Origin of the sequence: Streptomyces sp. NPDC087787, from assembly GCF_044743035.1 — a bacterium.
In the GTDB taxonomy this organism is placed as follows: Bacteria; Actinomycetota; Actinomycetes; order Streptomycetales; family Streptomycetaceae; genus Streptomyces.
The window spans coordinates 101087-114928 of the sequence record NZ_JBIUVQ010000023.1 but is presented as its reverse complement, the minus strand read 5'-3'; the positions used below and the strand labels follow the sequence as shown (position 1 = coordinate 114928).

Annotated in this window: 8 protein-coding genes; 1 reads left to right on the top strand and 7 read right to left on the bottom strand. The window is 73.1% G+C overall.

Features of this window, described 5'->3' with window-relative positions:
- A partial coding sequence (locus ACIOWN_RS29765) for a maltotransferase domain-containing protein (protein ID WP_401983837.1) occupies positions 1–711 on the bottom strand: 711 nt, incomplete at its 3' end.
- A gap of 349 nt (positions 712–1060) precedes the next feature.
- Here ACIOWN_RS29765 and ACIOWN_RS29760 point away from each other — a divergent pair.
- Positions 1061–3679: a glycosyltransferase family 1 protein gene (locus tag ACIOWN_RS29760; RefSeq protein WP_401983835.1), complete on the top strand. Its 2619-nt coding sequence runs from the start codon at positions 1061–1063 to the stop codon at positions 3677–3679.
- Positions 3680–3737: 58 nt separating this feature from the next.
- On the opposite strand, the gene ACIOWN_RS29755 is transcribed toward ACIOWN_RS29760, so the two are convergent.
- The 6 genes from ACIOWN_RS29755 to ACIOWN_RS29730 form a co-directional block, all read right to left on the bottom strand.
- Complete coding sequence (locus tag ACIOWN_RS29755) at positions 3738–4256, bottom strand: DUF1990 domain-containing protein (RefSeq protein ID WP_362354334.1); 519 nt, start codon at positions 4254–4256, stop codon at positions 3738–3740.
- A gap of 71 nt (positions 4257–4327) precedes the next feature.
- Positions 4328–5986 (bottom strand): M4 family metallopeptidase, encoded by a 1659-nt coding sequence (locus ACIOWN_RS29750; protein ID WP_362354332.1) that lies wholly within the window; start codon positions 5984–5986, stop codon positions 4328–4330.
- Between the two features lie 381 nt (positions 5987–6367).
- Positions 6368–8158 (bottom strand): ABC transporter ATP-binding protein, encoded by a 1791-nt coding sequence (locus tag ACIOWN_RS29745; protein WP_401983834.1) that lies wholly within the window; start codon positions 8156–8158, stop codon positions 6368–6370.
- On the bottom strand, positions 8155–9885 hold the full coding sequence (locus tag ACIOWN_RS29740; protein WP_401983833.1) for an ABC transporter transmembrane domain-containing protein: 1731 nt from the start codon (positions 9883–9885) through the stop codon (positions 8155–8157). The genes ACIOWN_RS29745 and ACIOWN_RS29740 overlap by 4 nt, the downstream gene beginning before the upstream one ends.
- 16 nt (positions 9886–9901) lie before the next feature.
- The gene (locus ACIOWN_RS29735) at positions 9902–11761 is read right to left on the bottom strand and encodes an ABC transporter ATP-binding protein (RefSeq protein ID WP_362354326.1); all 1860 of its coding nucleotides are present in this window, start codon (positions 11759–11761) and stop codon (positions 9902–9904) included.
- Positions 11758–13605 carry an ABC transporter ATP-binding protein gene (locus ACIOWN_RS29730; RefSeq protein ID WP_362354324.1) on the bottom strand — a complete coding sequence of 616 codons (1848 nt, stop codon included), beginning with the start codon at positions 13603–13605 and terminating at the stop codon, positions 11758–11760. The genes ACIOWN_RS29735 and ACIOWN_RS29730 overlap by 4 nt, the downstream gene beginning before the upstream one ends.
- Positions 13606–13842 lie beyond the last annotated feature (237 nt).

Sequence of the window (13842 nt, the reverse complement as noted above, 5' to 3'; positions counted from 1 at the left end):
CAGGGCGAGCGGCTCGGAGGCGGTGACCAGGTCCCGCAGCGGACGACGGGCGAGGACCGCGTCCACCTCCGGCGTCAGCGCCGCCGCCAGCCGGGCCGCGGCCGGCCGGTTCTCGTCCCGCAGCGCCGCCACTGCGGCGAGCACCGTGTCCCGCTCGGGGCCCTCGGGCACTTTGGCGGCGGCGCGCTCGTACAGGCGCGCGCCCTCCTCCAGGACCAGGTCGGTGTCCAGACCCGCGGGGATCTTGATCTGCGCGTGGTGCCGCCAGGTGGTGACCGGGTCCCCCCAGGCCTCCACCTGGTACGTCCAGTGGCCGGGGGCGCCGGCCGTCACGGTGGCGCCCCAGCGGTCGGTGCCGGGGGCCAGTTCGCGCATCGGCGTCCACGGGCCGGCCCGGCCCTGCGGATCGCGCAGGACGACGTTCGCGGCCACCGCGTCGTGGCCCTCACGGAAGACGGTGGCCGAGATCTCGAACGATTCTCCGGTCACCGCCTTGGCGGGCCTGCGGCCGTGCTGGACGACCGGGCGGACGTCGAGGACGGGCATCCGGCCGACGGTCGTGGCACTCCCCGGGGACTCCCCGGCGGCCGGCGGGGTCTCATGGGGGGCTGCCCGGGTGCGGGCCTGCGCGTCGGCGCCGGGCCGGCCGGCGGCGCCGGGGCCGCTCTTGCTGGTTTTCCGTGCTGCTGCCGAGTGGTGCTTGGCGGGCATGACCGCTCCTGTCCGCGTCAACGAGGGTGTGGGCGGATATGTGTGGGGAGGTGGGTCCTGCGTTGCGGGGTACCGCTGGGTCGTGCGTGGTCCTGCTGTCGGTGTACCGGAGGAGCCTTCCCACCCTATTCGGGTGAGCAATCCGGCACTTTGTTAACTACTCGCGCGTATGTCCAGACACAAGACCGGTCCAGTCCGGACACGGACGCAACCGGGGTCGAACCGGTCTGTTCAGGTCGATGTCGGACAGTGTCCGAACTCAGCGGTGCCCGCACTCGGACCGGTACGGTTTTGTGTGACGGGGCGCACAGCGCAGTGCGTCCATCCAGCGAACGCGCCGAGGTGGCATGTGAAGGCGATCCGTCGGTTCACCGTCCGTCCCGTTCTCCCCGAGCCCCTGCGCCCGCTCAGCGAGCTGGCCCGCAACCTGCGCTGGTCCTGGCACGCCGAGACCCGTGACCTCTTCCAGTCCGTCGACCCCGAGCGCTGGGCCTCCTCGGGCGGCGACCCCGTGCGCCTGCTCGGCAGCGTGCCTCCCGCGCGGCTGGCCGAGCTGACCGGCGACCGCCGCTTCCTGCGCCGGCTGACCGCCGCCGCCGACGACCTGCACGACTACATGACCGGTGACCGCTGGTACCAGGCCAGGTCCGAGGGCCTGCCCGCCGCGGTCGCCTACTTCTCGCCCGAGTTCGGGATCACGGCCGCGCTGCCGCAGTACTCCGGCGGCCTCGGCATCCTCGCCGGCGACCATCTGAAGGCGGCCAGCGACCTCGGCGTACCGCTGATCGGGGTGGGGCTGCTCTACCGGCACGGCTACTTCCGGCAGACCCTGTCCCGCGACGGCTGGCAGCAGGAGCACTACCCGGTCCTGGACCCCCACGAGCTGCCCGTCACCCTGCTGAAGGAGTCCGACGGCGCCCCGGCGCGGGTCTCGCTGGCGCTGCCCGGCGGCAAGGCCCTGCACGCCCGGATCTGGGTCGCCCAGGTCGGCCGGATTCCGCTGCTGATGCTGGACTCCGACGTCGAGGAGAACGACCTCGGCGAGCGCGGGGTGACCGACCGGCTCTACGGCGGCGGCAGCGAGCACCGGCTCCTCCAGGAGATGCTGCTGGGCATAGGAGGGGTGCGGGCGGTGCGGACGTACTGCCGGCTGACCGGCCACGCCGACCCGGAGGTGTTCCACACCAACGAGGGCCACGCGGGTTTCCTCGGCCTCGAGCGCATCGCCGAGCTGTGCGACCGGGGGCTGGACTTCGACGCGGGTCTGGAGACGGTGCGGGCGGGGACCGTGTTCACCACCCACACGCCCGTCCCGGCCGGGATCGACCGCTTCGACCGGGAGCTGGTCGCCCGCCACTTCGGGCCCCACGCCGAGCTGCCCGGCATCGACGTCGAGCGGATCCTGCGGCTGGGCATGGAGACGTACCCGGGCGGCGAGCCGAACCTGTTCAACATGGCGGTGATGGGCCTGCGGCTGGCCCAGCGCGCCAACGGCGTCTCGCTGCTGCACGGGAAGGTCAGCCGGGAGATGTTCGCCGGACTGTGGCCGGGATTCGACCCCGAGGAGGTGCCGATCACCTCGGTGACCAACGGGGTGCACGCCCCGACGTGGGTCGCCCCGGAGGTGTTCCGGCTCGGTGCCCGGCAGGTCGGCGCCCAGCGCACCGAGGACGCGCTGACCGTGGGCGGCTCCGACCGCTGGGACGCCGTCGCCGACATCCCCGACCTGGACGTCTGGGAGCTGCGCCGCGAACTGCGCGAGCAGCTGGTGACGGAGGTGCGGAGCCGGCTGCGGGCCTCCTGGCAACAGCGCGGTGCCGGGGCCGCCGAGCTGGGCTGGATCGACGGCGTCCTCGATCCGCAGGTGCTGACGATCGGCTTCGCCCGCCGGGTCCCGTCGTACAAGCGGCTGACGCTGATGCTGCGTGACCGGGACCGGCTGATGGATCTGCTGCTGCACCCCGAGCGGCCGGTGCAGATCGTGGTCGCGGGCAAGGCGCATCCGGCGGACGACGGGGGAAAACGGCTCATCCAGGAGCTGGTCCGGTTCGCCGACGACCCGCGGGTGCGCCACCGGATCGTCTTCCTGCCGGACTACGGCATGGCGATGGCCCAGAAGCTGTACCACGGCTGCGACGTGTGGCTGAACAACCCGCTGCGTCCGCTGGAGGCGTGCGGAACCTCCGGGATGAAGGCCGCGCTCAACGGCTGTCTGAACCTGTCCGTGCTGGACGGCTGGTGGGACGAGTGGTTCGAGCCGGACTTCGGCTGGGCCGTCCCTACGGCGGACGGGGCGGGCACCGACCCGGACCACCGCGACGACGTCGAGGCCGCGGCGCTGTACGACCTGCTGGAGCAGCGGGTCGCGCCGCGCTTCTACGAGCGCGGGCGGGGCGGGCTGCCGGAGCGGTGGATCGAGATGGTTCGCCGGACGCTGTCCCTGCTCGGCCCGAAGGTGCTGGCGGGCCGCATGGTCCGCGAGTACGTGGAGCGGCTGTACGCTCCCGCCGCCCAGGCCCACCGCGCGCTCGGCCCGGACGCGGCGCGTGAGCTCGCGGCGTGGAAGGCGCGGGTGCGTGCGGCGTGGCACGAGGTGACCGTCGACCACGTGGAGACCTCGGTCAGTACGGCCACCGCCGAACTCGGTGCCGCCTTCGGCCTGCGGGTGCGGGTGGGGCTGGGCAGCCTCGGCCCGGACGACGTGGAGGTGCAGGCCGTCTCGGGCCGGGTGGACGAGGAGGACCGCATCGCCGACGCCACCGCCGTTCCCCTGAAACCCGCGGGAGCCCCCGACGCCGACGGCCACTGGGTCTACGAGGGCCCGCTGTCCCTGGACCGTACCGGCCCCTACGGCTACACGGTGCGCATCCTCCCCACCCACCGCTTCCTGTCCTCCCCCGCGGAACTGGGCCTGGTGACGGTCCCTCCGGAGGAGGCCGGCGAGACGGCGGGTGTCCTGCTGCGCTGACCCGGCAGTCCCGGCCGTCCGGGCCGTCCGGGCCATTCGGAGCCCGGACGGCCCGGGGTCACGGCTGCGGGATGTCCGCGCACAGTCTGCGCAGGGTCGTGCCGCAGCGGTGGGCGTAGGTGTGCTGGAAGGCGCGGGTGAACGGGCCGGCCGCCCGCGTGTACCACTTTGCCGCGCGGCTGAAGGCGGTGACCGTGAGCCAGACGGTGCCGTCGCCCGTGCGGTCGACCAGGAAGGCCTCCTCACCGCACTCGGGATGGCCGGGCAGGGTGCCGTAGGCCCAGCCGGCGAGGCGGGGCTCCTCCGCCGTCCAGACCACCCGGCAGGGGGCGCGGACCACGCCGGCGAGGGTGACGGTGACGTCGGTGCCGGGCGCGGCCCGGTCGGCGCTCGCCTCGATGCCGACGCCGAGGGCGCGGTGCATCTCCCACGTCATCACGGCCTCGGAGGCCCGGTGGAACACCTCCCTGCCCTCGCCTATGCGGGTGCGCACGCGCAGGGGGTGGAAGCCGGGCGGGCAGTGACCCTGTTCGCGGGTCGCGCCGACCTCCTGGTAGGTGAAGTGTGCCGTCGACATGCGACCCAAGCGTAGGGCGGCCCCCGGAAGGAGTGTCCTTCCGGGGGCCGCACCGTTCAACCAGGCCTAGATCAGGTCACGTTGACCGCGGTCCAGGCCGCGGCGACCGTGTTGTACTCGGTGCTGCTCGAGCCGTACAGCGCCGACGCCGCGTTCAGGGTCGCCGTGCGGGCGGCCTTGTAGTTGGTGGTCGACGTCATGTACGTGGTCAGCGCCTTGTACCAGATCTGCAGCGCCTTGGCGCGGCCGATGCCGGTGACCGTGGCGCCGTTGTACGTCGGCGAGTTGTAGCTGACGCCGTTGATCGTCTTGGCGCCGCTGCCCTCCGCGAGGAGGTAGAAGAAGTGGTTCGCGACGCCGGACGAGTAGTGCACGTCCTTGCTGCCCACGGTGGAGGACCAGTAGTCGGCGGAGCCGCCGTCCTTGCTGGGCTTGTCCATGTAGCGCAGCGGGGTGCCGTTGCCGTTGATGTTGATCTTCTCGCCGATGAGGTAGTCACCGACGTCCGAGGCGTTGTTGGCGTAGAACTCCACGCCGGTGCCGAAGATGTCGGAGGTGGCCTCGTTCAGGCCGCCGGACTCACCCGAGTAGTTCAGACGGGCGGTGTTGGCGGTGACGCCGTGGCTCATCTCGTGGCCGGCGACGTCCAGCGAGGTCAGCGGCTTGACGTTGCCCGCCCCGTCGCCGTAGGTCATGCAGAAGCAGCTGTCGTCCCAGAAGGCGTTGACGTAGTTGTTGCCGTAGTGGACCCGGGAGTAGGCACCCACGCCGTTGTTCTTGATGCCGTTGCGGCCGAAGGTGTTCTTGTAGAAGTCCCAGGTCATCTGGGCGCCGTAGGCGGCGTCCGCGGCCGCCGTCTGGTCGGTGGTGGAGCTGGAGGCGGTGCCGGTGCCCCACACGTCGGTGGTGTTGGTGAACAGGGTGCCGGTGCCGGACGTGCCGCCGGCCAGGTTGTTCGTCTTGTGACCGCCGCGGGTGGTGTCGTACAGCTGGTACGTCGATCCCGACAGGGTGGTGGTCAGGGTGACGGTGCCCGAGTACAGGGTCTTGCCCGTACCGGTCTCGATGCCCTGGTACTCGAAGAGCTTCTTGCCCGTGGCCGCGTCGGTGATGACGTGCAGCTGGTTCGGGGTGCCGTCGTCCTGGAGACCGCCGACGACCGTCTCGTAGGCGAGGACCGGCGTGCCGTCGCCCGCCCAGATGACCTTGCGCGGGGCCTGGTCGGCGGTGGCCTGCTCCGAACCGGCGGCCTGGGCCAGCGTCACGGCCTGCTTCTCGGCCTTGGCGGTGGCGACCTTCGGGGTGAGCGTGGCCACCTTGATGGCCGCCTTGTTCGCTCTGGTCACGCCCTGGGTCTTGCCGGCCTTGGAGCTGTGGACGATCAGGTCGCCGCCGAGGACGGGCAGACCCGCGTAGGTGCGCTCGTAGCGGGTGTGCGTCGTGCCGTCGGCGTCCTGGATGACGTCCCTGACGACCAGCTCCTCCTTGGCGCCGAGGCCTATCTCCTGGGCGGTCTCGGAGGCGTCGGCCTGCGCCTGCTGGATCAGCGAGGTGCGGGCGGCGGCGGTCAGGAAGGTGGGGGCGGCGGCGAGGTGGGCCGCGCCCGTGGAATCGGCCGTGGTCTGGGCCGAGGCACTGGTGGTCAGACCAGTGCTGAGGAGGGCTCCGGCGGCGACTGCGGTGGCGACGGCCAGAGTGATGCGCTTGTGACGCGCGTAGCGGGGAGTCACACAAGCTCCTTATGTGGGGGTGCCCGGTTCGGCGTGGGGCTGCCGGCCCGGATCGGGGGTGAAAGTGCTGTGCTCGTGCGGCGGGTGGAGGAAGAGTTGCACCAAGGACGCGTACATGTCAGCGCCCCGAAGTGATGTTGGCTCAAAAATGACTGTCCGGTAAATGTTGCGGCGTCATGAACTGGCCTCGGCAGACGGCTTGGACCTCGCATCCGGTGTCCGAGGTCCTGGTCCCGGAACCTGCCGAGGGGTGGATGATTTTCAGCCATCCGGGCGGCCGGATCGGTGTGGTGGTCACCGCGGAGGGACGGCACGATGTCGACCGGAATCCGAAGGTTCGGCCCGCGGCCGGTCCCGGCCGCGGGCACCGGGCGGCGGCTCCTACGAGACCGCGCCGCCGCCCTCGCCAGACGGCGTCGCGCCGTTCCCGTGCCAGGTGTGCCACAGCGCCGCGTACGCCCCGCCGGAGGCGACCAGGTCGTCGTGGGTGCCCAGTTCGGTCAGGCGGCCGTCCTCCATGACGGCGACCCGGTCGGCGTCATGGGCGGTGTGCAGGCGGTGGGCGATGGCGATGACCGTGCGGCCCCGCAGGACGGCGGCGAGGGCGCGCTCGGTGTGGCGGGCCGTGGCCGGGTCGAGCAACGCCGTGGCCTCGTCCAGGATCAGGGTGTGCGGATCGGCCAGCACCACACGGGCCAGGGCGAGTTGCTGCGCCTGCGAGCCGTCGGTGCGGTGACCGGACGCCCCCAGGACGGCGTCCAGGCCCTGCGGCAGTTCCCGTACCCAGGCGTCGGCCCCCACGGCCGCGAGGGCCGACCACAACTCCTCGTCGGTGGCGCCGGGTTCGGCGATGCGCAGGTTGTCCCGGACCGTGCCGAGGAACACATGGTGCTCCTGGGTGACCAGGACGACCTGGCGGCGCAGCCGCTCCGGCTCCAGACCGGCGACCGGCACCCCGCCCACGGTGACCGAGCCCGCCGTCGGCGCGTCGACGCCGGCCAGCAGCCTGCTCAGCGTGGTCTTGCCCGCGCCGGACGGGCCGACCACCGCCAGCCGCTCCCCGGGACGCACCGTCAGGTCGACCCCGCGCAGCACCTCGCCGCCGCGCTCGTAGGCGTAGCGCGCCCCGGTCACGTCGATGCGGTCGTCCGCCGGTTCCGATGAGCCGCCCGGTACGGCCTCCGGTGCCCGCGCCAGGCCCTCCACCCGCGCGAAGGAGGCCCCGCTGCTCTGCAGTTGCTCCACGCGCATCAGGATCTGGTCGAGGGGATCGGTGAACTGCCGCAGATACAGCGCGGCGGCCACCACCGCGCCCAGGCTCACCGTCCCGCGCCCGTGCAGCACACCGCCCACCAGGAGCACCCCGGCCACGGGCAGGATGTACGACACCTCCACCGCCGGGAAGAACACGCTGCGCAGGAACAGCGTGTACAGGCGGGTGCGCCGGGACGTCTCCAGCGCGTCCCGGCTCGCCGCGACCCGCCGTCCGGCCAGCCGGAAGGCCTCGACCGTGCGGGCTCCGGAGGCGGTCGCCGCCAGCACCTCGGCCACCTCGGAGGTGGCCGCGCCCTCGGCGAGGTAGCCGTCCCGCGCCCGGCGCAGGTACCAGCGCAGCGCGAACCCGATCGGGGCCAGCGCCAGCACGCCCACGACGCCCAGCAGCGGGTCGAGCACGAACACCGCGACCAGCACGAACAGCGCCTCCATGCCGCACACCAGCAGCTCGGGCCCCACATCGCGCAGCGTCGTGCCCACGGTGGCCACGTCGGCGGTGCCGCGCGTGGTCAGATCGCCGGTGCCGGCCCGCTCGACCACCGAGGCGGGCAGGCCCAGCGCACGGCCGACGAACTCCTCGCGCACCCGGGCCAGCGTGCGTTCGCCGAAGCGGTGGCCCACGTACCGGGCCCAGCGCGCCAGCAGCAACTGCGCGAGCGCGCACACCAGGATGGCGAGCGCCATCCTGTCCACGGCCCCGACCCCGCCCCCGGCCCTCACGTGGTCCACGATCCGGCCGAGCAGCCAGGGCCCGGCGAGTCCGGCGACGGCGGCCAGCGCGTTCAGCGCCAGCACGGCCGCGAAGGCCCGCCGGTCCGCCCGGACCAGCCGCAGCGCCGCCCGCCGTACCTCCGCCGGTCCGGCGACCGGCAACCGCCCCGGAGCCCGATCCGTCACCGTGCTGCCTCCTGTGCGCTCAGGGTGTCGCCGTCCCCGGTGTCGCGCGCCACCAGCGCCCGGTAACCCGGTTCCGAGTCGAGCAGTTCGCGATGGCTGCCGCTGGCGGCGACCTTGCCGTCGACCAGGTAATGGACGGTGTCGGCGTGGTCCAGCACCAGCGGGGAAGTGGTCGTGACGACCGTCGTTCGGCCCTCGCGGGCCCCGCGCAGCCGGTCGGCGACCGCGGCCTCGGTGTGCGCGTCGAGCGCCGAGGTGGGCTCCACGGCCAGCAGCACCTCCGGGTCGGCCAGCAGCGCCCGCACCAGCCGGACCCGCTGCCGCTGACCGCCGGAGAGACTGCGGCCCTGGGCGGTCACGGCCGAGTCGAGCCCGTCCGGCAGCCCCTGCACGACGTCCTCGGCGACGGCCGCGCGCACCGCCCGCGCCACCTCCGCGTCCGAGCGCTCCCGGCGCCCGCACACCAGCTCCCGCAGGGTCCCGGCGAACAGGTCGGCCTCGTTGTCGGCGACCAGGATCCGCTCCCGGATCCGGGGCAGCCCGATCGCGTCGAGCCGCAGCTCGCCCCAGGTGGCCGCGGACGGCTCGTACCGGCCCAGGCGGTCGACCACGGCCGCCGCGTCGGCGGGCCGGGCCCCGGCCAGCGCGGTCAGCCGGCCGGGCGCCACCCGCACCCCGGAGACCGGGTCGTACAGCACCGCCGCTTCGCCCGGCCCGTCGTGCGTTCCGGTGTCCTCCTCCGGTTGCACCCGCGACAGCCGTGCCACCCGGCGGGCGGCGACCACGCCCCGGCCGAGCTGGTAGCCCAGGTCGACGAAGAACGCCACCGGCCCCACCAGCACCGCCACATAGCCGTACACCGACACCAGCTCACCAAGCGTGATCCGCCCCTCGGCGGCCAGCCGGGCCGCCAGCCAGGTCACCACGGCCAGGAACAGGGTCGGCAGGCCCACCCCGAGGGCCTGCATCCAGCTCGTCACCGCGCCCACCCGGTAGCCCTGCGCCCGCAGCCGCTGCGAGTCGCGGCGGAAGGCGTCCGCGAACAGCCCCTTGCCGCCGAGCCCGTTGAGCACCCGCAGCCCGCCCGCAAGGTCATCGATCCGCGCGGTCAGCACGCGCTGCCGCTCCCGGTACTCGCCCTCCGCACCCTGCAACCGCCGCATCAGCGGTCCCACCAGCACCGCGATCAGCGGCACCCCCAGCAGGACGACGGCCGCCAGTTGCGCCGAGACCGACAGCAGCAGCCCGGCCACGACCGCGTAGACCACGACGGAACCCACCCCCGGGCCGACCACGGTCAGGCACGTGCTGATCGTCTGGACGTCGCCGACGCCGATCGTGACGACCTCCCCGGCCCCGACCCGGCGCGGCAGCGCGGCGCCCAGCCGGACCACGTGGTCGACGACGACCTTGACGGTGCGGAAGTTGGCGTCCATCCGCACCCGGGTCATCGTGCGGTGCCGCATGACGCTCAGCCAGGCGTTGAACACCCCGACCGCGAACAGCAGCCCGGTCCAGCCGGCCAGCGCGGCCATGTTCCCCGGCTGGAGCCCGTCGTCGATCGCCCGGGACATCAGGTACGGCGTGGCCGCGAGCAGCACCATCCACGCGCTGGCCAGGAGCGCCCCGGCCGCCGACCGGCCCGGCTGGCGCATCACCAGCCACCACAGATACCGCCATCCGCCCCGGCAGTCGGGCGTCCCGGGATCCTCGTAGGCGTCGATCACCGCGTGTCCCGTCCCCTCAGGCCAGGCTGTCGCGCCAGGCGCGGTGCAGATCCGCGAAGCGGCCCGTGCCCGCGACGAGTTCGGCCGGGGCGCCGTCCTCCACGATCCGGCCGTGCTCCATCACCAGCACCCGGTCGGCGATCTCCACGGTGGACAGCCGGTGGGCGATCACCACCGCCGTACGCCCCCGCAGCACCGTGGCCATCGCCGTCTGCACCGCCCGCTCCCCCGGGACGTCCAGCGAGCTGGTCGCCTCGTCGAGGATGAGCACCGCCGGATCGGCGAGCAACGCCCGTGCGAAGGACACCAGTTGCCGCTGGCCCGCCGAGATGCGGCCGCCCCGCTTGCGTACGTCCGTGTCGTAGCCGTCGGGCAGGGCGCTGATGAAGTCGTGCGCGCCGATCGCCTTCGCCGCCTGCTCGATCTCCTCACGGGTGGCGTCCGGGCGACCGATCGCGATGTTCTCCGCGACCGTGCCGGAGAACAGGAAGGCCTCCTGCGTCACCATGACCACCCCGCGCCGCAGTTCGGACACGGCGAGTTCGCGCAGGTCCACCCCGTCGAGCAGCACCCGCCCCTCGGAGGGGTCGTAGAAGCGGGCCAGCAGCTTGGCCAGCGTGGACTTGCCCGCGCCGGTGGAGCCGACCACGGCGACGGTCTGCCCGGCCGGAACGACCAGCTCGAAGCGGGGCAGCACCTCGCCACCCGTGCGGTAGCCGAAGCCGACCCCGTCGAAGACCACCTCGCGGCCGGGCAGGTCCGGCCTCGGCGCCGGGAGCGGCCGGGGCGCCGACGGCTCGGGCACCGACGGCGTCTGCGCCAGCAAACCCGCGATCTTCTCCAGCGACGCGGCAGCCGACTCGTAGGAGTTGAGGAACATGCCGAGCCGGTCGATGGGGTCGTACAGCCGGCGCAGGTACAGCACCGCCGCCGCCAGCACGCCCAGCTCCAGCGAGCCGTCCGCCACCCGGTGGGCGCCCCACAGCACGATCACCGCGACCGCCGTGTTGGCCACCAGCCGGGAGCCGACGACATAGCGGGCCATCTCCAGCAGCGCGTCCCCGTTGGTGCGCTCGTGGTGCCGGTTCAGGATCCGGAAACCGGCGTCGTTGGCGGCCTCGCGGCGGAACGCGCGCACCGGCCGGATGCCGTTCATCGTCTCCACGAACTTCACGATCACCGCGGCGATCGCGGTCGACCGTTCCTGGAACACCCGCCCCGCGCGCCGCCGGTACGCCCGGACCAGCACGTGCAGCGGCACGAAGGACGCCACCGCCACCGCGCCCAGACTCAGGTCCAGCCACAGCAGCATCGCCGAGATGCAGAAGAAGGACAGTACGACCGTGACGAGTTCCTGGAGCCCCTCGCTGAGCAGTTCGCGCAGCGACTCCACGTCCGTGGTGGAGCGGGAGATCAGCCGGCCCGAGGTGTAGCGCTCGTGGAAGTCGACGCTGAGCGCCTGCCCCTGGCGGAAGATCCGGCCGCGCAGATCCAGCAGCACGTCCTGGTTGACCCGGGCCGAGGCGACGATGAACCCCCACTGGAGCGCGCCGGAGGCGAGCGCGCACAGCAGATAGCCGACCGCCACCGCGACCAGCGGACCGCGGTCGTGATCGCGGAACGCCGGTACGGCGGTGTCGATCGCGTACGCCACGAGCAGCGGGCCCGCCTGGACGGCCAGTTGCTGGAGCAGCAGCAGGAGCGTGGTGCCGGCGACCCGGGCCTTCATGGGCGCCAGCAGGGAGCGCAGCAGGGCGGACGTGGCGCCCGGCGGGGTGGGCAGGACGTCGCGGTCGAAGGGGTCGCCGGTGTCCTCGGGGCGCGGTGGGTCCTGCTCGTCGCCGGTGGCCGGGGCGGGCTTCGCGGGGGCCGTCATCGCTCGTCGTCCTCCTCTTCCGGCGAGCGTCCGCCCGACATCAGATGGGCGTACTCGGCGTTGGTGCGCAGCAGTTCGTGGTGGGTGCCCACGGCGGTGATCCGGCCGCCGGAGAGCAGGGCGACCCGGTCGGCGAGCAGGACCGTGGAGGGGCGGTGCGCCACGATCAGGGCGGTGGTGTCGGTCAGCACCTGGCGCAGGGCCGCCTCCACGGCCGCCTCGGTGTGCACGTCCAGGGCGGACAGCGGGTCGTCCAGGATCAGGAACCGGGGCCCTCCGACGACGGCACGGGCCAGCGCGAGGCGCTGCCGCTGACCGCCGGAGAGGCTGAGGCCCTGCTCGCCGACCTGGGTCGCGGTGCCCTGGGGGAGGGCGTGCGCGAAGCCGGCCTGGGCGACGGACAGCGCGCGGTCCAGTTCGGCGTCCCCGGCGCTGCCGTCGGCGCCCATCAGGACGTTGTCGCCGACGCTCGCCGAGAACAGGGTCGGCTCCTCGAAGGCCACCGAGACCATCGTGCGCAGTTCCTCGCGGGACATCGCGGTGATGTCCTCGCCGTCCAGCGTGATCCGTCCCGAGGTCACCTCGTGGAGGCGGGGGACCAGCGCCGTCAGGGTCGTCTTGCCGCTGCCGGTCGCCCCGACCAGGGCCATCGACTCACCGGGGCGGATGTGCAGGTCGATGCGGTCCAGGAGGGGCGGGGATCCGGGCGGGGCGTCGGGGTAGCGGAAGCGGACGTTGTCGAAGCGGAGTCCCCCGTGCGCCTGGCCGTCCGAGCCGCCGGCCGGCCCGGGCGTGCGCGCGGCGGGCGCCGCCGGGCTCTCCGACTCCGGTTCCGCGTCCATCACCTCGAAGTACCGCTCGGTCGCCGTCGCCGCCTCCTGGCTCATCGCCAGCAGGAAGCCGATCGACTCCACCGGCCAGCGCAGGGCGAGCGCCGTGGACAGGAAGGCGACCAGGGTCCCCGCCGAGAGTCCGCCGGAGGCGACCTGCACCGAGCCCACCACCAGCGTGGCCCCGATGGCCACCTCCGGCAGGGTCATGATGACCGTCCAGATGGCCGCGAGCAGCCGGGCCTTGCGCAGCTCCGTGCCCCGCAGGGTCCGCGACAGGTCACGGAACGCCCGCGCCTGGCTGCGGTGCCTGCCGAACCCCTTGATGACGCGGATGCCGAGCACGCTCTCCTCGACCACCGTCGTCAGATCCCCGACCTGGTCCTGCGCCAGCCGCGCCACGTGCGCGTACCGCTTCTCGAAGACCGCGCTGAAGGCGATCAGCGGCACGGCGGGCGCCAGCATCACCAGTCCGAGCGTCCAGTCCTGCATCAGCATGATGACCACGCCCACGAGGATGGTGACCCCGTTGACCAGCAGGAACATGAGCGGGAAGGCGAGGAACATGCGCAGCAGCATCAGGTCCGTCGTGCCCCGGGACAGCAACTGCCCCGACGCCCACCGGTCGTGGAAGGCGACCGGCAGCCGTTGCAGATGCCCGTACAGGTCCGCCCGCATCTCCGCCTCGACGTGCGACAGCGGCCGCGCCACCAGCCACCGCCGCAGCCCGAACAGCAGCGCCTCCCCGACCCCGAGCAGCAGCAGGTACAGCGCGCCGAGCCACACGCCGCGCGGATCCCGGCCGGCGATCGGCCCGTCCACCATCCACTTCAGGACGAGCGGGATCACCAGCCCCACGCAGGAGGCCACGATCGCGGTGGACGCGGCGATGAACAGCCGTATGCGCACCGGCCGCACATAGGGCCACAGGCGCAGCAGGGTGCGGACGGCCGAACGGCCGGTCGGACCGTCGGGGCCGGTACGGTCCTCGGGGGTGTCAGGTGTCGTGGGCATCACGGGCGAGCCTACGGACCGGCACCGGCGCCGCCCACCGAGTTTTGACCGGAGCGGACTCCGCCGCTGGTCCTACGACCTGCGTCTTCGACCGCCGGAACCACGTCGGGCCCGGTCCGGTCGTAGGGCCGCATCAACCGATCGGCTGATACGGCTTCGAGCGCGCCGGGCGATGCGCGCGGGCCCCGTCCGCCGGGATCCTGGTGCCACATCCGTCATCGAAGTGAGCGAACCGCG